The sequence below is a fragment of the Caballeronia sp. GAWG2-1 genome, from assembly GCF_023631405.1.
Classification (GTDB): Bacteria; Pseudomonadota; Gammaproteobacteria; order Burkholderiales; family Burkholderiaceae; genus Caballeronia.
This window is the reverse complement of record NZ_JALQDD010000022.1, coordinates 74402-98216: the sequence shown is the minus strand read 5'-3', so window position 1 is coordinate 98216 and position 23815 is coordinate 74402. Positions and strand designations below refer to the sequence as shown.

Below are 23815 nucleotides of genomic sequence, written 5' to 3'. Positions count from 1 at the left end.
CACAGTATCTAAAGGAAATGCGATGAGTACTACTGCTTTGGTAGAAGGCAAGATCGTACAGTGCATCGGCGCCGTTATCGACGTGGAATTTCCGCGCTCGCACATGCCGAAGATTTACGACGCGCTCATTCTGGAAGGCACCGAGCTGACGCTGGAAGTCCAGCAGCAGTTGGGCGACGGCGTGGTCCGCACCATCTGTCTGGGTGCATCCGACGGCTTGCGCCGCGGCACGATCGTGAAGAACACGGGCAACCCCATCAGCGTGCCGGTCGGCAAGCCGACGCTTGGCCGCATCATGGACGTGCTCGGCCGTCCGATCGACGAAGCCGGTCCTATCGAATCGACCGCCACGCGTTCGATTCACCAGCTCGCGCCGAAGTTCGACGAGCTGTCGCCTTCGACCGAACTGCTCGAAACGGGCATCAAGGTTATCGACCTGATCTGCCCGTTTGCCAAGGGCGGTAAGGTTGGCCTGTTCGGCGGCGCCGGCGTGGGCAAGACCGTGAACATGATGGAACTCATCAACAACATCGCGAAAGAACACGGCGGTTATTCCGTGTTCGCCGGTGTGGGTGAGCGTACCCGCGAAGGGAACGACTTCTATCACGAAATGAAGGACTCGAACGTTCTCGACAAGGTCGCGCTGGTGTACGGCCAGATGAACGAGCCGCCGGGCAACCGTCTGCGCGTGGCGCTGACCGGCCTCACGATGGCCGAGCACTTCCGTGACGAAGGTCTCGACGTGCTGTTCTTCGTCGACAACATCTACCGTTTCACGCTGGCGGGCACGGAAGTGTCGGCACTGCTCGGCCGTATGCCGTCGGCAGTGGGCTATCAGCCGACGCTGGCTGAAGAAATGGGCAAGCTGCAAGAGCGCATCACGTCGACCAAGACTGGTTCGATCACGTCCGTTCAGGCCGTGTACGTCCCTGCGGATGACTTGACCGACCCGTCGCCGGCTACGACTTTCGGCCACTTGGACGCAACGGTCGTGTTGTCGCGTGACATTGCATCGCTGGGTATCTATCCGGCAGTGGACCCGCTCGATTCGACCTCGCGTCAGATCGACCCGAACGTGATCGGCGAAGAGCACTACTCGATCACGCGCGGCGTGCAGCAAACGCTGCAGCGTTACAAGGAATTGCGCGACATCATCGCGATTCTGGGCATGGACGAACTCGCGCCGGAAGACAAGCTCGCCGTGGCGCGCGCTCGTAAGATCCAGCGTTTCCTGTCGCAGCCGTTCCACGTTGCTGAAGTGTTCACGGGCTCGCCGGGCAAGTACGTGCCGCTGAAGGAAACCATTCGCGGCTTCAAGATGATCGTTGAAGGTGAGTGCGATCATCTGCCGGAGCAGGCGTTCTACATGGTTGGCACGATCGACGAAGCCTTCGAAAAGGCCAAGAAGATTCAGTAACGGTCGGGTGTAGACGAAGCGGGCGCGGATCTCAAAACTCCGCGCCTTCGTAATACGCTCAGGAGTCGATATGGCAACCATCAAAGTAGACGTCGTCAGCGCGGAAGAGCAGATCTTCTCGGGCCAGGCGAAGTTCGTCGCGCTGCCGGGCGAAGCAGGTGAACTCGGCATTTTGCCGGGCCACACGCCGCTTATCACGCGCATTCGTCCGGGCGCGGTGCGCATCGAAGCGGAAGACGGTTCGGAGGAGTTCGTTTTCGTCGCAGGCGGAATCCTCGAGATTCAGCCGGGCGTCGTGACCGTTCTTGCCGATACCGCCATTCGCGGCGCCGATCTGGACGAAGCGAAGGCCGAGCAAGCAAAGAAGCGCGCGGAAGAAGCGTTGCAGAACACGGGCTCGAACCTTGAATACGCGACCGCGCAAGCGGAACTCGCGTACGCAACGGCACAGCTCGCCGCCATTCAGCGTTTGCGCAAGCTTGGCTCGAAGCACTAAGCCAGCGCGCTTGTAGCGAATCGAAGAAAGCAGCCTCCGGGCTGCTTTTTTTATGGCGAGTCCGGGTTGCTTCCCGGCAAATCTGCATGACCGTTGTGCACCCGATTGCGGGTAACACTTGATGCCAGCGCCGCTTGCCACCGTGCAAAATAGCCTTCCAAACAGCCTACGTCCTTGAGGCTGCATATCTTGCACGGTCGATAGCGGAGACCCTTCGATGGCAACTCAACCGACGCAGGCCAGCGCGCAAGTCGAACCGCGTGACGGTCTTTCCTACGTCCGCGGCGTGACCGACACGCCCTTGAGCGACGCCACCGTTTCGCGCTTTCTTCTCGATACCGCGCGCCGCTTTCCCGGGCGTCCCGCTGTCGTGTTTCGTGAGCAGAACATCCGCTGGACCTGGCGTGAGTTCGCCGACGAGATCGACGTGCTTGCGAGCGGCTTGCTTGCGCTTGGCATCGAAGCAGGCGACCGCGTCGGCATCTGGTCGCCGAATCGCGCGGAATGGCTGCTGACGCAATTTGCGACGGCGCGCATCGGTGCCGTGCTGGTGAATATCAATCCGGCTTATCGGCTTGCCGAACTCGAATACGCACTGAACAAGGTCGGCTGCAAGGCGATCGTCGCGGCGGAGCAGTTCAAATCGTCGAAATATCTGGAGATGTTGCAGACGCTCGCGCCGGAGCTCGCCCATGCGCAACCGAACGCGCTAAATGCGGCGAAGCTGCCGGACCTGCGCGCCATCATCCGAATGGGCGAAGGCAAGACGCCCGGCATGCTCAACTTCGACGCGTTGATGGAAGAAGGCCGCGCGCTCGTCGATACCGCCAAGCTCGATGCGCTCGAAGCCAAACTCGCCGCCGACGAAGCGATCAACGTCCAGTTCACGAGCGGCACGACGGGCAATCCGAAGGGCGCGACGCTTACGCATCGGAACGTGGTGAACAACGCGCGCTATATCGCGATGGCCATGCGCCTCACCGAGAACGACTCGCTGTGCATTCCCGTGCCGCTTTACCACTGCTTCGGCATGGTGCTCGCGGTGCTGGCGTGCGTATCGACCGGCTGCGCGATGGTGTTCCCCGGCGAGGCATTCGATCCCGCCGCGACGCTCGCCGCCGTGCACGAGGAGCGTTGCACGGCGCTACACGGCGTGCCGACGATGTTTATCGCCGAACTCGATCATCCCGAGTTCGCGAATTACGACTTGAGCCGGCTGCGCACGGGCATCATGGCGGGCTCGCCGTGCCCCATCGAAACGATGAAGCGTGTGGTCTCCACCATGCATTTGGACGAGATCACCATCGCTTACGGCATGACGGAGACAAGTCCGGTTTCGTTTCAAAGCTCGACCACCGACCCGCTCGACAAACGCACGACCACTGTCGGGCGCGTTCAGCCGCATCTGGAGGTGAAGATCATCGGCCCGCTCGGCGAAATCGTGCCGGTCGGCCAGACGGGCGAACTGTGCACGCGCGGCTATTCGGTGATGAAAGGCTATTGGGGCGACGACGCAAAGACGCGCGAGGCAATCGTCGATGGCTGGATGCATACCGGCGACCTCGCGACGCTCGACGCCGAAGGGTACTGCAAGATCGTCGGACGCCTGAAGGACATGCTGATTCGCGGAGGCGAAAACGTCTATCCGCGCGAGATCGAGGAATTCTTGTTCCGCCATCCGAAGGTGCAGTCGGTGCAGGTGTTCGGCGTCCCGGATGAAAAGTATGGCGAAGAGGTGTGCGCCTGGGTCGTGCTGCGTCCGGGCGAGATCGCCAGCGCCGACGAGATCCGCGACTTTTGCCAAGGACAAATCGCGCACTACAAGATTCCGCGTTACATCCGGTTCGTCGACGAATTGCCGATGACGGTGACAGGCAAGGTCCAGAAGTTTGTGATGCGCGCGCAGATGATCGACGACCTGAAGCTTGCGGAAGCCAAAACGGCGTAATTGAAACGACGAAGGGAGCGCTATTAAGCGCTCCCTTCCTGTCATGGCACGAAACGTTCGGCGGCGAAACTCGCAACTAGCGCAAACGTTTGTGCAGGCGAAAAAAAAGCGGGCCTGGAGCCCGCTAAAAACCACACGCTACGGGGTTAGCGCGAGGAGACCAAAGGTGGGATTCGATTCAACGTCAAATCGACGAACGATCCCAACACTGATGTCCCTTTCAGAGATTCGCCCAAGGCGACCACCGGAAAACGCCGCATTTGCAACCGCGCGCCCGGACACATCCGTGTTGAAACCGTTTGAACAGATTGTGGGCGAATTGATTCTGACCCGCCGTAACAAAGTGTTTCAGGTTGTAACCCCCGTCCCATAAGGCTCTCGTTAAATTTTCGGTCGCGGATGCGTACAAAGCCGTGCAGATATTGTCAGTTATTAAGCTGATTTATTCGATCCGCTAAAACTCCCGGAGTTTTTCCGGTTATATGGGCCGCTGCGTTAATCGGCATTTTCCGGGAAAATCGAACGGGCGCACGTATGAAATCGATACTCATTCGGCCTGAACCGCCAAAACTTCCCGTAAAAGACGCACTTGGAGACTCGTATGACCATTGACGCCGCTCTGCTTCGCTACTACGCCACCGTCGCCGAAGCTTTTCCGCCGCTCGGTCCCGATGCCGACGCGAAGGCAGTGCGCGAGCGCTTCAGCGAAGTGGCGAAAGCCTACGCCCCGGCCCCGGACGAAACCATTTTCGTCGAGGACATCGAAATTCCGCTTGCCGGGCGCACGCTTGCCACGCGCATCTATAAGCCGAAGTCGGCGAACGGTCCGCTGCCGCTAATCGTCTACTTTCACGGCGGTGGCTGGGTGGTCGGCGATATCGAGACGCATGATGCGCTGGTCGCCCGCCTCGCGCGCGATTCGCAGTGCGCAGTCGCGAGCGTCGATTATCGGCTGGCGCCGGAGCATCCATTTCCCGCGCCTTGCGACGATGCCCTCGACGCGCTGATTTGGCTCGCCGAACATCGTTCGCGGCTTGGCTTCGCGACGGACCGGCTGGCTGTCGGTGGCGATAGCGCGGGTGCGCATCTCTCGGTGGTCGCGGCGCGCGGCGCGAACGAGCGCGTGGCCGGTCTCGTCAGTCTCCAGCTTCTGCTGTATCCGGTGATGCGGCGGCAATTCGAGAGCGCGAGCTGTCTTGCAAACGCGAACGGCCCCGGCCTCACCAACGACGAGATGAAGTGGTACTGGACTCAGTTCCTGTCCGGCGTGATGCCCGACGCCCATGATGTGCGCGCCTTTCCGCTCGCCGAGCCGTTCGAGCGGACGCCTGCGCCCGCGTTGATCGTCGCGGCAGCCTACGACCCGCTTTACGACGATGCCCACGAACTCAAGCGCTTCCTCGAAACCAACGGCGGCCGCGTCGAATTGATCGACGCTGCGGACATGACGCACGGCTTCGCCCGCATGCATCCGCGATCCGAAGCCGCGCTTGCCTGGCTGCGTCGAATCGGCGAGCGCGCGGGCGAGTGGTTGCGCGCCGCGCGCTGATCGTTCATTTGAGCCACTTGTCCACTACAGCCTGAAACTCGCCCGAACCGCGCGCGAGGTGCAACCACTGGTCGACATACTGCTGCCAGACGACATCACCGCGCGGCAGCAGATACGCCTTTTCGCCGAACTGGAACGGTTTGTCCGGATGCACGGTGCATAGGCCTGGATTGAGCTTCTGCTGAAGCAGCGTTTCCGAGGCATCGGTGACCATGACATCTGCCTTGCCGTCCAGAATCTGCTTGAAGATCGTGACGTTGTCCGGGTACTCAATCAATTGCGAATGCGGGAAGAACTGCTTGGCAAAGCGCTCGTTCGTGCCGCCGGGATTCACGATCGTGCGCACGTTCGGCTGATCGATCTGTTCGACGGTCTGATACTTGTCCACGGCATCGCAGCGAACAATTGGCGTTTTGCCGTCCTCCATATATGGCGCGGTGAAGAAGGCGCGCTTCTGCCGGTCGAGTGTCGTCGATACGCCGCCGACCGCGATATCGCACTTGTCGATGAAATCGTTCATCAGGTTCGACCACGAAGTCTTCACGTATTCCGCCTTGGCGCCAAGCGACTTCGCGAGGCTTTCCGCCAGGTCGATGTCGATGCCTTCGAACTGTCCGTCCGTACGCAGGAACGTGTACGGCTTGTAGTCGCCGGTCGTGCAGACGCGCAGCGTGTGGCGCCCGAGGATGTCGTCGAGCCGCGTGGGCGGCGCGACGGGCGGCGGAGGCGCGGGCACGGTGCCGACACTTCCCGCTTGCACCGTTTGAGCAAGTGCGGTGGTGGACATCGACCCGGCAAAGACGGCGATTGCGACACTAATGGACGTTAAAAAAAACGCGCGTTTCATCGATTCTCCGTGTTCTATTCGTATTGGTTGCCGCCGTCGATCATAACGAGCGCGCGTGAGTCTGAACATCACTCACAGCCGCCGATGACGCGCGCATCGTCCGGTAGAATGGACGATTCCTCGCATTCAGCATCGAGCGCCGTGGCCCACACTCTTCTGAACGACACCTTTCTGCGCGCGCTCTTGCGGCAGCCGACCGAATACACGCCGATCTGGTTAATGCGTCAGGCCGGGCGCTATCTGCCCGAGTACAACGCCACGCGCGCACGCGCCGGCAGTTTCCTCGGTCTTGCGAAGAATCCCGATTACGCCACCGAAGTGACGCTTCAGCCGCTCGAACGTTATCCGCTCGACGCGGCGATCCTCTTCTCCGACATCCTCACCATTCCCGACGCAATGGGCCTCGGGCTGAACTTCGTGCAAGGCGAAGGTCCGCGTTTCGAACGCACGGTGCGCACCGAAGACGACGTAAAGCGCTTGGCCGTGCCGGACCTCGACGCCACGCTGCGCTATGTCACGGACGCCGTCGGCCAGATTCGCCGCGCGCTCACCGACGCGGAAGGCCGTCAGCGGGTACCGCTCATCGGCTTCTCGGGTAGTCCGTGGACGCTTGCGTGCTACATGGTGGAAGGCGGCGGCTCGGACGATCATCGCACCGTGAAATCGATGGCTTATTCGCGGCCCGATCTCATGCACCGCATTCTCGATGTGAACGCGCAAGCGGTTGTCGCGTATCTCAACGCCCAGATCGAAGCCGGCGCGCAGGCGGTCATGATCTTCGATACCTGGGGCGGCGCACTCGCCGACGGCGCGTATCAACGCTTCTCGCTCGACTACATCGCGAAGGTCGTTGCAGGCCTCAAGCGCGAGCACGACGGCGCGCGGGTCCCGGTTATTACGTTCACGAAGGGCGGCGGGTTGTGGCTTGAGCAGATCGCGTCAATCGGCGTGGATGCTGTCGGGCTGGACTGGACAGTGAACCTCGGCGCGGCGCGCGAGAAAGTGGGCGCTCGCGTGGCGTTGCAGGGCAATATCGATCCGAGCGTGCTGTTTGCGCCGCCCGAGGCGATTCGTGCCGAAGCGCGTGGTGTGCTGGAAAGCTTCGGCAATCATCCGGGACACGTCTTCAATCTCGGCCACGGCATTTCGCAGTTCACGCCGCCCGAACACGTTGCCGAGCTGGTCGATGAAGTCCATTCGCACAGCCGGGCGATGCGCGCGGCCACGTTGGTACGCTAAGCGGTATGTTGCAGTGCAGCGCGATACGGTCGGGTGCAGCGTTTTAGAAATTGTCGGATTTGTCTGAAACGCCCGCCCTTGGTGGGATCGAAAGATGTCAAGACAGCAGTTATACACATTTTGTACGTTGCGGCGCGCCATCAGACATATCGCCATCCGCGATCAATTAAATGTCGCTATTTGTTGCGTAAGTGCCTGTTTGCATTAATGTTTGTTGTGGTCTGCCCGAAATGTGGGCCGACGCACATAAGTGATTGGCGACACGGTTTGCGGCAGCCCGTAATGCACTTCTCAACAAAGTTATCCACAGGCCTGTGGAAAGCATCGGAAATCTAAAAATAATCTTCGGTTTACCAGCGATTCTGATGTTTTACTTTAAGTTCGTCGCGCGAAGCCTGATGTCATTGTCGGAAAGCCCGCCGTGGCTTGCCGAAAGGCGTCGCGTGGCATGAGCGGCCTCTATGTACGCGTCGCTATCGATCAGCCGATGTCCGTGCTGTTCGATTACGTCTATCAACTCGACGTCGAGCCTGTGGTCGGCTCGTTGGTGCAGGTGCCGTTCGGGCGGCGCGACGTCGTTGGGCTCATCTGCGAGATCGCGACCTCAACCGACGTCCCCGCCGACAAACTGCGCCACGTAAGCGCCATCTGCGATGCCTGCGCGCCGCTTTCCGCCGAATGGATCGGGCTCGCGACGTTCGCGGCGGAATACTATCAACGCGGGCTCGGCGAAGTTGCGCTGCCCGCTTTGCCGCAAGCTCTACGCGACGCATCGCGCTGGAACCGCCTATTCGCGGTCGAGCCGCGTTACCGCATGCTGGCAGCCGGACGAGCCGAACTTCCGGGTGCCTTGCCCGCGCGGGCGAGCGCGTTGCGGCGGCTGGCGGAAGCGCTGGGATCGAGCGAGACGCTGGGTTTGTCCGAAGCGCGCGCCGTACATCCCAAGGCAAGCGCGACTTTCGACGAATGGCTGACGCGCGGCTGGATCGAAAGCGTTGAAGACGCATCGCCGGCGGATCACGCGCCGACGCTCGCGGCGACCGAAGCGCCGCCGCGCCTGACCGACGAGCAACGCGAAGCCGTCGATGCCATCGCGAGCGCGCAAGGCTTCGCGCCTTTTCTGCTGCACGGCGTGACGGGCAGCGGCAAGACCGAGGTGTATCTGCACGCGCTTGCCGCGCTGCTCGCCAGACAAGCGGATGCGCAGGCGCTCGTGCTCGTGCCCGAAATCAACCTGACACCGCAGTTCGAGACGGCGTTCCGCAATCGTTTTTCGATGCTTGCGCCCGGTTCCATCGTCACGATGCACAGCGGTCTTGCCGAGGGCGAACGCGCCCGCAACTGGCTCGCGGCACACACGGGAAGCGCGCGCATCGTGCTTGGCACGCGCCTCGCGATCCTCGCGTCGCAGCCAAAACTGGCGATGATCGTCGTCGATGAAGAGCATGACCCGGCGTACAAGCAGCAAGAAGGGTTGCGTTATTCCGCGCGCGATCTGGCCATCTATCGGGCGAAGCAGCTTGGTATTCCCGTCGTGCTCGGGTCGGCGACGCCATCGCTCGAAACCTGGTGGCAGGCGGAGCAGGGCCGCTACACGCGCCTGACGCTCAAGCGCCGCGCCGTCGCTGATGCGGCGTTGCCAAGCGTGCGGCTCATCGATCTCGAAGAGGAAAGGCAGCGCGGGCGCGCGTCCGTGGAAGGCTTGTCGGGCCCGCTCATCGCAGCGCTGAAGGCGCGTCTGGAGCGCGGCGAGCAGAGTCTCGTGTTCCTGAATCGGCGCGGCTATGCGCCGATTCTGTCGTGCGACGCCTGCGGCTGGGTCGCGGGCTGTCCGCGATGCAGCGCCTACGCCGTGCTCCACAAGCCCGAGCGCGCGTTGCGCTGTCACCATTGCGGCTGGGAATCGCGCATTCCAAAGGCATGCCCGGAATGCGGCAACATCGATATCGCGCCAATGGGACGCGGCACGCAACGCGTGGAGGAAACACTCGCGAGCGTGGTTCCCGGTGCACGGGTGTTGCGCATCGACGCGGACAGCACGCGGCGCAAGGGCAGCGCGCAGGCGCTTTTCTCGAATGTCCATGCGGGCGAGGTCGATATTCTCGTCGGCACGCAGATGATTGCGAAGGGCCACGACTTCCGCCGTGTGACGCTCGTGGGTGTCCTGAACGCCGACACCGCGCTTTTTTCTCACGACTTTCGCGCAAGCGAACGGCTTTTCGCGCAACTGACGCAGGTGAGCGGCCGCGCGGGTCGCGCCGGACTTCCCGGCGAAGTGATGATTCAGACGCGATATCCGCGTCACGCGCTGTATCAGGCGTTATCGCGGCAGGACTACGTGGGATTCGCCAACGCGACGCTCGCGGAACGTCGCGACGCGCGTCTGCCGCCATTCGTCTATCAGGCCATGCTGCGCGCGGAAGGCCGCACGCTCGAGGCGGCGCTGGCGTTTCTCGGGCAGGCGGCGGCCGCCTTCGCGCCCTTGCCGGGCGCGGACCGCGTGACGGTCTACGATGCCGTGCCGCTGACCATCGTGAAAGTGTTCAACGTGCACCGCGCGCAATTGCTGCTCGAAAGCAGCTCGCGGGCTGCGCTTCAATCCGCCCTGCGCGCGTGGCAACCGGCGTTGCGCGCGCTGAAGGGCGTACTGCGCTGGAACGTGGAAGTGGATCCGCTGGACGTCTAATACTCGGCGCGCGTGGCGCTTCCAGATGCGGATTCGAGGTCGTCGTGCAGATCGTCCGAACGGCCTACATGCGGCGATGCGCCTCGCACAAACAAGACGACGCACACTGCGAACATCACCCAAACGCTGGCTATCACCATCCAAGTGCTCATGCTCGTTATTCTCCGAGAGCCCCGCGGTGGTCCTCCGCGGAATGTGGCGCCGACGGCGCGCATGGCGTTTATATCGGCTGCACTCGGGCAATTACTTAGGGCATGTCCCAAAATAAAAACGCCTAGGGAAACTACTAGGTGATTTCCGCCAATGTCCGCGCGGCGTTGCATCGCGCAAAGCCTTGTCCCACAAGGGTTCCAACATGGTGCAACCCTCTCGAAATTGTCGGTTGCACCTTTTATTTCAGCGGAGTACGATTCGCCAACTTTTAGGTCTACGGCCGGGTGAGCACGTCCGGCAAACGAAGGAATCATGGCGAGCACAACCCTTGGCGTCAAAGTCGACGATCTGCTGCGTTCACGGCTCAGAGATGCCGCGACCCGGCTCGAGCGCACTCCTCACTGGCTCATCAAGCAGGCGATCTTTGCCTATCTGGAGCGTATCGAGCATGGTCAGCTTCCGCCGGAACTCTCGGGCACGAACGGCTCGGGCGAACCCGGCGAGACCGTAGCCGTCGAGGGCGATGACGACAGCGCGCCGCAACCTTTCCTCGATTTCGCGCAGAACGTGCAACCGCAGTCGGTGTTGCGCGCGGCGATCACGGCGGCGTATCGTCGCCCGGAACCCGAATGCGTGCCGTTCCTGATCGGACAAGCGCGCTTGCCGGCCAGCGTTTCCGCCGATACCGAAAAGCTCGCGACCAGACTCGTCGAAGCCTTGCGCGCGAAGAGCACGGGCGGCGGCGTGGAAGGGTTGATCCACGAGTTCTCGCTGTCGAGTCAGGAAGGCGTTGCGCTGATGTGTCTCGCCGAAGCGCTGCTGCGCATTCCCGACCGCGCGACCCGCGACGCGCTCATCCGCGACAAGATCAGCAAGGGCGACTGGCGTTCGCACATGGGCCAGGCGCCGTCGCTGTTTGTGAATGCGGCGACGTGGGGCTTGATGATCACCGGCAAGCTCGTCACGACGAATAGCGAGGCCGGTTTGTCGTCGGCGCTGACGCGCATGATCGGCAAAGGCGGCGAGCCGCTGATCCGCAAGGGTGTGGACATGGCGATGCGCCTCATGGGCGAGCAGTTCGTCACCGGCGAGACCATCTCCGAAGCGCTCGCGAACAGTCGCAAGTTCGAGGCGCGCGGTTTCCGCTATTCCTACGACATGCTGGGCGAAGCCGCGACCACCGAGGAAGACGCGCAGCGTTACTACGCTTCCTACGAGCAGGCGATTCACGCTATCGGCAAGGCGGCGGGCGGGCGCGGCATCTACGAAGGCCCGGGCATCTCGATCAAGCTCTCGGCGCTGCATCCGCGTTATTCGCGTTCGCAGCAGGAACGCACCATGAGCGAACTGCTGCCGCGCGTGCGCGCGCTGGCGCTGCTCGCGCGTCGTTACGACATTGGCCTGAACATCGACGCGGAAGAAGCGGATCGCCTTGAAATCTCGCTCGATCTGCTCGAAGCGCTGTGCTTCGACCCGGCGCTCGCGGGCTGGAACGGCATCGGCTTCGTGGTGCAGGGTTATCAGAAACGCTGCCCGTTCGTGATCGATTACCTGATCGACCTGGCGCGTCGCAGCCGGCATCGGCTGATGATTCGTCTCGTGAAGGGCGCGTATTGGGATACCGAAATCAAGCGCGCGCAAGTGGACGGCCTCGAAGGCTATCCGGTTTATACGCGCAAGATTTATACGGACATCTCGTATCTTGCTTGCGCGAAAAAACTGCTGGGCGCGCCGGATGCCGTCTATCCGCAGTTCGCGACGCACAACGCGTTCACGCTGTCGGCTATCTATCACCTCGCGGGACAGAATTACTATCCCGGCCAGTACGAGTTTCAGTGCCTGCACGGCATGGGCGAACCGCTCTATGAAGAAGTCACGGGCCGCGACAAGCTGAACCGGCCATGCCGCGTATATGCGCCGGTCGGCACGCACGAAACGCTGCTCGCGTATCTCGTGCGGCGTCTACTCGAAAACGGCGCGAACACGTCGTTCGTGAATCGTATTGCCGATGAATCCATCCCCGTGAAGGAGCTCGTCGAAGACCCGATCGACGAAGCGCAGAAGATCGTGCCGCTCGGCGCGCCGCACGCGAAGATTCCGCTGCCGCGTCAGTTGTACGGGGACGAGCGGCCCAATTCGATGGGTCTGGACTTGTCGAACGAGCATCGCCTGGCGTCGCTGTCGTCGGCGTTGCTCGCGAGCGCGAATCATCAGTGGCGCGCCGAGCCGATGCTCGAAGGCGACGATCCGCACAACGGCGTCGCACGCGACATTCGCAATCCCGCCGATCTGCGCGATCTCGTCGGCACGGTGGTGGAAGCGTCGAAGGAACAAGTCGGCGCCGCGATCGCCAACGCCGTGGCCGCCGCGCCGATCTGGCAAGCGACGCCCGTCGATGACCGCGCCGACTGCCTCACGCGCGCCGCCGACTTGCTCGAAGCGCAGATGCACACGCTGATGGGCCTCGTCGTGCGCGAAGCGGGCAAGTCGCTGGCGAACGCGGTATCGGAGATTCGCGAGGCTATCGACTTCCTGCGCTATTACTCCGCACAGATTCGCGAGGAATTTTCGAACGACACGCATCGTCCGCTCGGACCGGTGGTCTGCATCAGCCCGTGGAACTTCCCGCTCGCGATTTTCATGGGTCAGGTCGCGGCGGCGCTCGCGGCTGGCAATCCGGTGCTCGCGAAGCCAGCCGAGCAAACGCCGCTGATCGCCGCGCAAGCCGTGCGCATTCTGCGCGAAGCGGGCGTGCCGCCGGGCGCCGTGCAACTGTTGCCGGGCAACGGTGAAACCGTGGGCGCAGCGCTCGTCGCCGACCCGCGCACGCGCGCCGTGATGTTCACCGGCTCGACCGAAGTCGCGCGCCTCATCAACAAGACGCTGTCCGAACGGCTCGATCCGGACGGCCGCCCGATTCCGCTCATCGCCGAAACCGGCGGCCAGAACGCGATGATCGTCGATTCCTCGGCGCTTGCGGAACAGGTCGTCGCGGACGTCATGCAGTCGTCGTTCGACTCGGCGGGTCAACGCTGCTCGGCGCTACGCGTTCTTTGTCTGCAAGACGATGTCGCGGATCGCACGCTCGAAATGCTGACCGGCGCGATGAAGCAACTCGCGGTGGGCAATCCTGACCGGCTGTCGGCGGATGTCGGTCCCGTGATCGATGCCGACGCGAAGCGCGGCATCGACGCGCACGTTGCGCAGATGCGCGAGAAGGGCCGCAAGGTCGTGCAACTGCCGCTGCCGGACGGTTGCGCGCAAGGCACATTCGTGCCGCCGACGCTGATCGAACTCGACGGCATCGACGAACTCAAGCGCGAGGTCTTCGGCCCGGTGCTTCATGTGGTGCGTTACCGCCGTTCGTCTCTTGATAAACTCCTCGACCAAATTCGGTCGACCGGTTATGGACTGACGCTTGGCATCCATACGCGGATCGACGAAACCATCGCGCATGTCATCTCGCGCGCGCACGTGGGCAACATCTACGTGAACCGCAATGTGATCGGCGCGGTGGTCGGCGTGCAGCCGTTCGGCGGGGAAGGTTTGTCGGGCACGGGTCCGAAGGCGGGCGGCGCGTTGTACTTGCAGCGCTTGCTGGCCAAGCGTCCCACTGGATTGCCGAAGTCGCTGGCAAGCGCGCTCGTGGTGGACAAGGCGGCATCCGCCGATGCCCCGACCGCCGCTCTCACGGCGCTGCGCGACTGGTCCATCGGCGAACGCGATCCGCAGACTGCGGCGCGTTGCGACGGTTATCTGCAACACGTGCTCGCAGGCGCGACGGCCGTGCTGTCCGGTCCGACCGGCGAGCGCAACACGTACACGCTCGGCGCGCGCGGCACGGTGCTGTGCGTGGCGGCAACCCCGAGCGGCGCGCGGGCGCAGTTTGCCGCCGTGCTGGCAACGGGCAACAAGGCGCTGTTCGCCGGTTCGGCTGGCGAGCAGTTGGCGGCGTCGCTGCCGGCATCGCTCAAGCCGTATGCCGCAGTCAGGAAAGACGCGGCGGCGGAGTTCGACGCCGTGCTGTTCGAAGGCGACAGCGATGAACTGTTGTCGCTCGTGAAGGAAGTCGCGAAGCGCCCGGGACCGATCGTATCGGTGCAGGGCGTGGCGGCGGGAACATTCGCCGATGCTGATCATGACGGCGAAGACTATGCGCTCGAACGTCTGCTGACGGAACGCTCGGTGAGCGTGAACACGGCGGCGGCGGGCGGCAATGCGAATTTGATGACGATCGGTTGAGAAGTATCCTCTCGCGCTCGATTCAAACAAACGGCAGCAGGCACGGCGATCCCGGCGACGAGCTGCCATTCACACTGGTACTAGGAGAAGCTATGAAGCACACGATGAACAAGCTGGCAGCCGCCCTGACGCTCGCCGGCCTGTCGCTCGCGGGGACTGCGTTCGCGCAAACAGCAGAAGATGTGAAGGTCGGCTTCGCCGGGCCGATGACCGGTGCGCAGGCGCACTACGGCAAGGATTTCCAGAACGGCATCACGCTCGCGGTCGAGGACTTCAACGCCACGAAGCCGGTGATCGGCGGCAAGCCGGTTCGCATCGTGCTCGATTCGGCGGACGATCAGGCCGACCCGCGCACGGGCACGACCGTCGCGCAGAAGCTCGTCGACGACGGCATCAAGGGCATGCTCGGCCACTTCAACTCGGGCACGACCATTCCGGCATCGCGCATCTATGCGAATGCCGGCATCCCCGAAATCGCGATGGCAACCGCGCCGGAGTACACCACGCAAGGCTTCAAGACGGCCTTCCGCATGATGACGTCCGACACGCAGCAAGGCTCGGTCGCGGGCGAGTTCGCGGTGAAGACGCTGAAAGTGAAGAAGATCGCCATCGTCGATGACCGCACGGCTTACGGCCAGGGTCTCGCCGACCAGTTCGAGAAGGCAGCGAAAGCGTCGGGCGGCAATATCGTCGTGCGCGAATTCACGAACGACAAGGCTGTCGACTTCAAGGCGATTCTGACCAAGATCAAGTCGTCGAATCCTGACCTCGTCTACTACGGCGGCGCGGATTCGCAAGCCGCGCCGATGGCCAAGCAAATGAAGACGCTTGGCTTTCGTGCACCGCTGATGGCGGGCGAGATGGTCAAGACCGACACCTTCATCAAGATCGCGGGCGACGCGGCCGATGGCACGGTGGCATCGCTTGCCGGCCTGCCGATGGACCAGATGCCTGGCGGCGCGGACTACACGGCGAAGTACAAGAAGCGCTTCAACGAAGACGTAGAGACGTACTCGCCGTACGCCTACGACGGCGCAATGGCCATGTTCAACGCAATGAAGGCGGCCAACTCGACGGACCCGGCAAAGTATCTGCCGCTGCTTGCCAAGACCGACATGCAAGGCGTGACCACGAAGCATCTGGCGTACGACTCGAAGGGCGATCTGAAAAACGGCGGTATCACGCTGTATAAGGTCGTTGGCGGGAAGTGGACGACGCTGCAGAGCGTGGGTGGGAAGTAAGGTTTAGTGGCTGTTTTGGATGGCCCGGTCGTGTGCGACCGGGCCGTTTTCGTTTGGACGGGGCTAACCGGCTGAACCAGCCCTCAGCGCTTCCCCTGCTCCCGAATCTGTTCGAGCGTCGCGCCCGGCGTGCTCTGATCCGCCGGAATCCGAATCTCGATCACCGCGGGCAATCCCGAACTCACAGCGCGCTCGAACGCCGGCATGAACTGCTCCGTCGATTCGACCCGCTCGCCGTGCGCCCCGAACGCGCGCGCATAAGCCGCGAAGTCGGGGTTCGTCAGCCCCGTGCCATGGACCCGATGCGGGTAGTGCCGCTCCTGATGCATGCGGATCGTGCCGAACTGCCCGTTGTTCACGACCACGAAAATCACCGGCAGCTGGTACTGCATCGCCGTGGCGAGTTCGTGGCTCGACATCATGAAGCAGCCATCGCCCGCGAACGCGATCACCGTGCGCTGCGGATACAGCGACTTCGCCGCGATGGCCGCAGGCACGCCGTAACCCATCGCACCGCTCGTCGGCGCAACTTGCGAGCGGAAGTGCCGATACGAATAATGCCGATGCAGCCAGGTCGCGTAATTGCCCGCGCCGTTGGTGAGAATCGCGTCTTCGGGCAGGCGCTCCGAAAGCGTGCGCATGATCTCGCCGAGCTGGACATCGCCGAGCATGGGGCGCGGCTTGCGCCATTCGAGATACACGGCGTGCGCCGTCTCGGCGCTGCCCGACCACGCGATCTGCGCGGGCGGTTCGAGCGCGGCGAGCATCGACGCAATCTCGGGCATGCCGGAGACGATCGGCAGATCGGCGCTATACACGCGGCCCAGTTCCTCCGCGCCCTGATGCACGTGAATCAGCGTCTGCTTCGTCTTAGGGATGTCGAGCAGCGTGTAGCCGCCCGTCGTCGATTCACCCATGCGCGGGCCGAGAACGAAGAGCACGTCCGCTTCGCGCACGCGCGCGGCCAGCGCCGGATTGATGCCGAGCCCGACATCGCCCGCGTAATTCGGATGCTCATTATGCAGCGTGTCCTGATAGCGGAACGCGCATCCCGCCGGCAACTGCCAGCGCTCGATGAAGCGCGCGAAGTCCTGCGTCGCCTCGGCGGTCCAGCCGCTGCCGCCCGCGATCACGAACGGCGTCTTCGCATTGGCGAGCAGTTCGCGCACGCGCTCGATCTGCGCCTGCGACGGCGCCGCCGCGACGCGCTGATAGCGCGGCACGGGCGCCGCCGCGTCGCACGCTTCGGTCAGCATGTCTTCGGGCAACGCCAGCACGACCGGGCCGGGACGTCCCGCCGTCGCGACATGGAACGCGTGGCTCAGATACTCCGGCACGCGGCGCGGATCGTCGATTTGCGCGACCCACTTCGCCATCTGCCCGAACATGCGCCGATAGTCGATTTCCTGAAACGCCTCGCGATCCATGTGGTCCCGCGCGCATTGGCCGATGAGCAGGATCATCGGCGTCGAGTCCTGGAAAGCGGTGTGCACGCCGATGGACGCGTGCGTCGCGCCCGGCCCGCGCGTGACGATAGCCACGCCCGGACGCCCCGTCAGCTTGCCGACCGCCTCGGCCATGTTTGCCGCGCCGGCTTCGTGGCGGCAGACGATCGTCTGAATCTGGCTGGTTTCGTCGTGCAGCGAATCCAGGACGGCGAGAAAGCTCTCGCCCGGCACGCAGAACACGCGTTCGATACCGTGATGAACGAGCGCATCGACAACCAGACGCGCGCCGGTGGTCTGGCCATGAGAAGCGGATGCCATGCGAACAAGTCTCCTTTGTCAGTGAGCATCGGTGAGCCCGGGTTTCGAGCCGCAGACCGTAGCTTACGCCGCTGGATGGGACTCTGGCTGATGCAGTCCGGCCGCCTTGGCGCGCGACGCGCCTGCCGCCGCGCGCCTCACAGCGGACAAACCGCCAAGCGACATCTCTCGTCCCGTCGCGTCGATCGTGCCAGACCGGCATTTTTTCCCGCATGACGCGCGACGCAATCCGCACGGCCGGGTTGTTTCCATCAGTCGAAATACCCCTCTTTCACACCCTTTATCCAGCGATAGGCCCGAAGTGATCTTCGCAATAATGGCTTCACTGAAAAGCGGGCACGGAAATAACCAAAGGGTGCTCGCCTCGCAAATATCGCTGCATCTATCCTCATCGGGGGCCAGTTTGAACATTCGTAAATTCATCGGCGCGAACAGTCGTGACGCTCTGCGCCAGGTCCGTGAAGCGCTCGGACCCGATGCCGTGGTGTTGTCCAACCGCACGCTCGACGATGGATCGGTGGAAATCGTCGGTGTCGCGGATAGCGATCTCGCTTCGATCTCGCCCGCGAAGGCCGCACGCGAACAAGCAGCCGCCGCGCCGTTCGCCAGCGCCACGCCGCGCGCCGCGCTTGCACAAGCCGCAGCCGCCGCGATGAAGCAGCAGGCCGCCGCTCCCAGCTCTCCGATGAACCCTTACGCCAGCGGCGATGTTTTCTCCTCCGTCTTCGGCAACACCGCCGACGCCGACGATTTCGACGAGCAAGCCGACGAAGAGCGCATGGAAGCACCGCGCACGATGGCCGATTCCAATCCGTGGTTGATCGAACATGCGCGCCGTATCGCGCAACAGGCTTCGGTGCCGTCGAACCGGCCGCTGACGCCGTCTGCCGCAATTGCACGCGGCATGGGCGTGCCGGTATCGGTCAAGGCAGCCGACGCACCGCGCCAGCAAGCGCCGCGTGCACAAGCCGCCGCGCAGCCGGTTGCCGCCGCGCCTGCCGCACCCGCTGCGCAAGCGCACGCAAAGATCGAAACGCCCGACTGGGCGCGTGAAGCCGCGCAAGTCGCCGCACGCCGCGCCGCACAGAAGATCAACGCAGCACCGCAAGCCGCCGACGAAGCGCCGGCCGCATCGGGCAATTTCGAAGGCTTGCCGGCTAATGCCGCAGCCGTCGTGACCGAAGCCATCCGCACGCGCATGGAGCAAGTCGTCAACGAAACGGTGATGAACGAACTCTCGTCGATGCGCGAGATGATGGAAGAGCACTTCTCGGGTTTGCTGTGGGGCGACCGCCAGCGCCGCAACCCGACCAACTCGGCCTTGACCAAGCGCCTCTTCGCCGCCGGTTTCTCCGCGCAACTCGTGCGCATGGTGATCGACAACATGCCGTCGATGGAGAACGTGGAAAACGCGCTCGAATGGGTGCAGCAAGTTCTCGAATCGAATCTGCCGGTGATGCCGAGCGAAGACGCGTTGATGGAACGCGGCGGCGTGTTCGCGCTGATGGGCCCGACGGGCGTCGGCAAGACGACGACCACGGCAAAGCTCGCGGCGCGCTGCGTGATGCGCTTCGGCGCCAGCAAGGTCGCGCTCCTGACGACGGACAGCTACCGGATCGGCGCGCATGAACAACTGCGCATCTTCGGCAAGATTCTCGGCGTCTCGGTGCACGCGGTAAAGGACGGCGCTGACCTGCAACTCGCGCTCTCCGAACTGCGCAACAAACATATCGTGCTGATCGACACGATCGGCATGAGCCAGCGCGATCGCACGGTCTCCGACCAGATCGCGATGCTGTGCGGCACGGGTCAGCCGGTGCAACGCTTGTTGCTGCTGAACGCCACGAGCCACGGCGACACGCTCAACGAAGTCGTGCAGGCTTACAAGAGTGCGCCGGACCAGCCGCCGCTCGCGGGCTGCATTCTGACCAAGCTCGACGAGGCGACCAACCTCGGCAGCGTGCTCGATACGGTCATCCGCTACAAGCTGCCGGTGCATTACGTATCGACCGGTCAGAAGGTGCCGGAGAACTTGTACGTCGCAACCAAGCGTTTCCTCATCAAGAGCGCGTTCTGCATTCCGCGCGATGGCTCGCCTTTCGTGCCGCAAGACGACGATGTGCCGGCGCTTCTGTCCGCACTGTCCGCACGCGCCACGACCGAACTGCATGGAGTCCATTTTGGATAAGTTCGTGCTCGATCAGGCTGAAGGCCTGAGAAGGCTGCTGACGCGCGCCAGTTCTCGCGTGGTGGCTGTAGTGGGCGGACCGGCGGGCATCGGTTGCACGTCGGCGGTAGTGAACCTCGGCGCGGCGTTGTCCGTGCATGGCAAGGATGTGCTCGTCATCGACGAGCGGCATAACGCGGGCTCGGTCAGCCGCATGGCGGGTGTGGATGGCGCGGGCGCGCTCTCGGCGGTGATGTCCGGCCGTCGCGAACTGCAGGATGTCGCGGTGCGCACGCCGATGGGTTTTTCGCTGATCGCCGCACCGCGCGATGAACGTATCAGCCACGACGCGGCGCAAGCACGCGCGCTGCTCGACGGCCCCGCGGATATCGTGCTGATCGATGCGCAACTCGATCGTAATGGCGCGCTCTCGTCGCTCGCGGCGCAGGCGCATGACTTTCTGATAGTGACGCGGGTAGCCGCGTCGGCGATCACCGAGGCGTATGCGTGCATGAAGCGCTTGCACTACGCCCACGCGATCGGCCAGTTCCGCGTGCTGATGAATCACGTGCAGGACGCAGCCGATGCAGCGGTCGCGTTCGACAACCTCTCGGGTGTCGCGAGCCGTTATCTGGCCGTTTCGCTCGTGCAGGCAGGGTATGTGTCCGAGGATGCGCGCGTCGCTCGGGCGAGGGAGCTCTCTCGGTGTGCGGTGGAAGCGTTTCCGGCTACGGCCGCGGCGCGCGACTACCGCTACATCGCAGCCGAGCTGCTGCACTGGCCGATGCGTCCCGCGCCGTTTTCGCGCGGCGACGAAGCGAGCCAGTACGACGCGCACATTCCGGTTGGCGAGTCTGGTGAAAGCGGACGGAAAGCGGCGCACCGAGCGGCGGCGTTTTCCGATCATGCAATGAGCAGCACGGCGTCGATGTGATATTGAAAGGTGAACAGGATGTATAACGCCCAAGGCAAACTCTCGCAGTCCGACGTGCTTACGAAATATGCGCCGCTCGTTCGCCGCCTCGGACTCCAGCTCGTCGCCAAGATGCCGGCGAGCGTCGATCTCGACGATCTGATCCAGGCCGGCATGATTGGCCTCCTCGATGCGGCTAGCCGCTACAAGGAAGATCAGGGCGCCCAGTTCGAAACCTACGCAAGTCAGCGTATTCGCGGCGCCATGCTCGACGAGTTGCGCGCCAACGACTGGTTGCCACGCAGCATGCGCAAGACATCGCGCGAAGTGGAGTCGGCGGTACACAAGGTGGAACAGAACCTTGGCCGTTCGGCCAGCGAGACCGAAGTCGCCGAGCACATGAAGATGCCGCTCGACGAGTATCAGTCGATGCTGCAGGACTTGCACGGCAGCCAGTTGATCTATTACGAAGACTTCGACCGCTCGGCGGACGACGAGCCGTTCCTCGACCGTTACTGCGTCGATCGTTCGGACCCGCTGTCGGCGCTTCTGGACGACAGTCTGCGCGGCGCGCTGATCGAAGCCATCGACAAGTTGCCGGAGCGCGAGAAGCTGCTCATGAGCTTGTACTACGAGAAGGGCCTCAACCTGCGCGAAATCGGCGCGGTGATGGAAGTGAGCGAGTCGCGCGTGTGCCAGTTGCATAGCCAGGCCGTGGCGCGTTTGCGTGCGAAGCTGCGGGAACAGTCGTGGACTAGCGTCGAGGCTTGAGTTCCGAGTTGTAGAGGCGCGCGAAGCCCCGAACCGGGGCCGCGCGCTTTTTGCTTTTGCCTTTGCAAAGGCGCTCGAATGCGCGCGGATGGGCTCAATGCATCTCGAAGTCGCGCGCCTCGGCGAACACCGTCTTGCCTTCGCCGAGACTCTTTGCGCGATACATCGCGCGATCCGCGGCTCTCAGCACGGCGGTGATATCGGCGTCATGCGCTTCTGCCGCGCTCGACAGCAAGCAGGCGCCGATACTCGCCGATACGCTCACTGGCCGCTCCTGCACCAGCGTGAGGTCGGCGAGCGCCGAATGGATGCCATCGGTGAGCGTGAGCACCGCGCTGCGATCGCGCATGTTGCGCGCGAGCACGACGAACTCGTCGCCGCCCAGCCGCGCGATGGTGTCGGTCTTGCGCATGCGCCGTGCAAGCAATTGCGCGAACGACTGCAACAGCACGTCGCCGACCGCGTGACCGTAGGTATCGTTCACGCCCTTGAAGCCGTCGAGGTCGATCAGTAGCAGTGCGCTGGTATTCGCGTCGGCGGCTTCGGGCGCGGACATCGCGCGATTCACGGTTTGTTCGAGCGCGTAACGGTTATAGAGGCCCGTGAGCGGGTCTGTCGATGCCTGCCGCGCCAGCACGCGATTCGCGCTGCCAAGCCTGTCGACCAGCACACTCAGATACACCGACGCGCCCAGCACGCTCAGCGCGAGCCCGAGCGCGGCGGCGCGGTTTGCCACCCACCACGGTTGCCACAACGCCAGCGCGACGATCGCGACGAGCGCCATCGCGCACGAAATGGCGAGCGTGCGCTTGCCGTAGCGGCATCCCGAGCCGATCAGAAACCAGAACACCACCCACAGCAGCGGCAAGGCGAGCGTGCCGCAGAGAAAGAGCATGGCGCCGAGCAACGCCTGATCGAGGATAGTGGTGATGACGAGCCGGACGTTGGACAGCGCCATCATCCGGCTGACGAGCAATAGTGTGATTGCACCGTAGGACACGTAGAGCGCGATCAACCGCGTGATCAGCGACGCGTTGGCCGAAGGGTGCCGCCACGCATACACCGCATAAGCCAGCAGAACTGCCGCTCCCATCCCGATACGCAGCATGGCTTGCTCGCGTTCGGGATTCCGGTTGCCGGACCATGCGAAGGCATAGGCCCGGCGTGCCGGTTGATGCGCCTGCTCCATACTGAACCCCTGGTGGTGATTTCTTGCTGTTATGGTCTTTTGCGCGTGTCTTTGCTGTCGCGCTTTTGTCTTATTGCGGCCCCGTCGCGATGTTCGTCTCCGACGACTGGTATTTTGCAACGTTTTGCCAAGCTGCTGTGAATCGTGTAAGAACGCATCTCGGACAGATGATTAACGGCGTTTTCTGCGGATGCTTCAGTGCTATGAGCGACGACTTTTCTCTCGCTGGCGAATGGCTGGCGGTGTGTAATGGCGATGACGTGCCGGCGGGTTCGACGCGAGCGTTCATCGTCGCGGATGAGCGCATCGTCGTATGGCGCGATGCCGAAGGTGTTGCGCATGTCTGGCGTGACTACTGTCCGCATCGCGGCGCGCAACTGTCGCTGGGGGCGGTGACGAACGATCAGCTCGTGTGTCCCTATCACGGCTGGCGCTACGACACGCTTGGTCAGTGCGTGCTGATTCCGTCGAATCCGTCGCTTCGGCCTTCGAAACGCGCGTGCGCCACCGCGTTCGTCGCCGGGGAGAAATACGGCGTCGTGTGGATGTGCTTCGGCGAGCCCGCGCACGCGCTCGATTTCTTTCCCGAAGCCGCCATTCCGGGCGGACGGCGCATCAACCTTGCGCCGCAGACGGTGAAGTCGTCCGCGCCGCGTGTCGTCGAAAACTTCCTGGACATGGCGCATTTTTCGTTCGTGCACGTGGGCATTCTCGGCGAGGATGCGCATACCGAAGTGCCGGACTATGAAGTCGTGGAAAGCGCCGACGGACTCGAAGCGCGCCAGTGCCGTTTCTGGCAGCCGGCGGGTTTACCGGGGCAGGGCGGCGCGATGATGGATTACGTTTATCGCGTGAAGCGGCCGCTGGTTGCGAAGCTCACGAAGATGGCGTCGGGGGCAATGGGCGCACTGCATATCATGCTGGTGGCGTCGCCCGTGACGCAGACCGAGACCCGCGCGTGGCTCGTTTCCATTCACGAAGACGAGACTTCGCACAGCGACGAGGAGCTGTACGACTTCAACATGGAGATTCTGCTGCAGGACACGCCGATCGTGGAGTCGCAATGGCCGAAGCTGCTGCCGCTCGCGCTCGATGCGGAGTTGCATCAGAAGTGCGACCGGATGTCGGTGGCGTATCGGAGATGGTTGGCGGGGATGGCGTTTGGGTGGGAGACGACGAGCGCGTGATTCG

15 protein-coding genes are annotated in these 23815 nt (G+C 63.1%); 12 read left to right on the top strand and 3 right to left on the bottom strand.

From position 1 onward, the window contains the following. The first annotated feature begins 22 nt into the window (after positions 1 to 22). From atpD to NCR98_RS13410, 4 genes are all read left to right on the top strand, one after another. Positions 23 to 1417, top strand: a complete 1395-nt coding sequence (gene atpD / locus NCR98_RS13425; RefSeq protein WP_244826604.1) for a F0F1 ATP synthase subunit beta — start codon at positions 23 to 25, stop codon at positions 1415 to 1417. A gap of 70 nt (positions 1418 to 1487) precedes the next feature. Then, positions 1488 to 1913: a F0F1 ATP synthase subunit epsilon gene (locus tag NCR98_RS13420; RefSeq protein ID WP_244826603.1), complete on the top strand. Its 426-nt coding sequence runs from the start codon at positions 1488 to 1490 to the stop codon at positions 1911 to 1913. A 217-nt stretch (positions 1914 to 2130) separates the two neighbouring features. Then, positions 2131 to 3861 (top strand): AMP-binding protein, encoded by a 1731-nt coding sequence (locus NCR98_RS13415; protein WP_250526406.1) that lies wholly within the window; start codon positions 2131 to 2133, stop codon positions 3859 to 3861. Between the two features lie 601 nt (positions 3862 to 4462). Further along, positions 4463 to 5410, top strand: coding sequence for an alpha/beta hydrolase (locus NCR98_RS13410; RefSeq protein ID WP_250526405.1), 948 nt, complete (start codon positions 4463 to 4465; stop codon positions 5408 to 5410). A gap of 4 nt (positions 5411 to 5414) precedes the next feature. On the opposite strand, the gene NCR98_RS13405 is transcribed toward NCR98_RS13410, so the two are convergent. Continuing rightward, on the bottom strand, positions 5415 to 6197 hold the full coding sequence (locus NCR98_RS13405; protein ID WP_502799747.1) for a transporter substrate-binding domain-containing protein: 783 nt from the start codon (positions 6195 to 6197) through the stop codon (positions 5415 to 5417). A gap of 201 nt (positions 6198 to 6398) precedes the next feature. On the opposite strand from NCR98_RS13405, the gene hemE reads away from it, so the two are divergent. From hemE to NCR98_RS13385, 4 genes are all read left to right on the top strand, one after another. Beyond that, positions 6399 to 7496 (top strand): uroporphyrinogen decarboxylase, encoded by a 1098-nt coding sequence (gene hemE / locus NCR98_RS13400; protein WP_350029510.1) that lies wholly within the window; start codon positions 6399 to 6401, stop codon positions 7494 to 7496. A gap of 448 nt (positions 7497 to 7944) precedes the next feature. Continuing rightward, on the top strand, positions 7945 to 10182 hold the full coding sequence (locus tag NCR98_RS13395) for a primosomal protein N' (protein ID WP_250526402.1): 2238 nt from the start codon (positions 7945 to 7947) through the stop codon (positions 10180 to 10182). Between the two features lie 465 nt (positions 10183 to 10647). After that, positions 10648 to 14577 (top strand): trifunctional transcriptional regulator/proline dehydrogenase/L-glutamate gamma-semialdehyde dehydrogenase, encoded by a 3930-nt coding sequence (gene putA, locus NCR98_RS13390; RefSeq protein WP_250526401.1) that lies wholly within the window; start codon positions 10648 to 10650, stop codon positions 14575 to 14577. 92 nt (positions 14578 to 14669) lie between these two features. Further along, positions 14670 to 15818, top strand: a complete 1149-nt coding sequence (locus NCR98_RS13385; RefSeq protein ID WP_244826596.1) for a branched-chain amino acid ABC transporter substrate-binding protein — start codon at positions 14670 to 14672, stop codon at positions 15816 to 15818. 83 nt (positions 15819 to 15901) lie between these two features. Here NCR98_RS13385 and NCR98_RS13380 read toward each other — a convergent pair whose 3' ends face one another. Continuing rightward, a complete protein-coding gene (locus NCR98_RS13380) occupies positions 15902 to 17584 on the bottom strand; it encodes a thiamine pyrophosphate-binding protein (RefSeq protein ID WP_250526400.1) in 1683 nt (560 codons plus the stop codon). 403 nt (positions 17585 to 17987) lie between these two features. Here NCR98_RS13380 and flhF point away from each other — a divergent pair, with 403 nt between their 5' ends. The 3 genes from flhF to NCR98_RS13365 are packed head-to-tail and all read left to right on the top strand — an operon-like array spanning position 17988 to position 21435. Beyond that, the gene (flhF, locus tag NCR98_RS13375; RefSeq protein ID WP_250526399.1) at positions 17988 to 19772 is read left to right on the top strand and encodes a flagellar biosynthesis GTPase FlhF; all 1785 of its coding nucleotides are present in this window, start codon (positions 17988 to 17990) and stop codon (positions 19770 to 19772) included. Beyond that, on the top strand, positions 19765 to 20685 hold the full coding sequence (locus tag NCR98_RS13370; protein WP_244828138.1) for a MinD/ParA family ATP-binding protein: 921 nt from the start codon (positions 19765 to 19767) through the stop codon (positions 20683 to 20685). Before flhF ends, NCR98_RS13370 begins: the two co-directional genes overlap by 8 nt. An 18-nt stretch (positions 20686 to 20703) precedes the next feature. Beyond that, entirely contained in the window at positions 20704 to 21435 is a 732-nt protein-coding gene (locus NCR98_RS13365; protein ID WP_244826590.1) for an RNA polymerase sigma factor FliA, read from the top strand. Positions 21436 to 21529: 94 nt separating this feature from the next. Here NCR98_RS13365 and NCR98_RS13360 read toward each other — a convergent pair whose 3' ends face one another. After that, positions 21530 to 22624 carry a GGDEF domain-containing protein gene (locus tag NCR98_RS13360; RefSeq protein ID WP_244826589.1) on the bottom strand — a complete coding sequence of 365 codons (1095 nt, stop codon included), beginning with the start codon at positions 22622 to 22624 and terminating at the stop codon, positions 21530 to 21532. A 203-nt stretch (positions 22625 to 22827) separates the two neighbouring features. On the opposite strand from NCR98_RS13360, the gene NCR98_RS13355 reads away from it, so the two are divergent. Continuing rightward, a complete protein-coding gene (locus tag NCR98_RS13355) occupies positions 22828 to 23811 on the top strand; it encodes a Rieske 2Fe-2S domain-containing protein (protein ID WP_250526398.1) in 984 nt (327 codons plus the stop codon). Positions 23812 to 23815 lie beyond the last annotated feature (4 nt).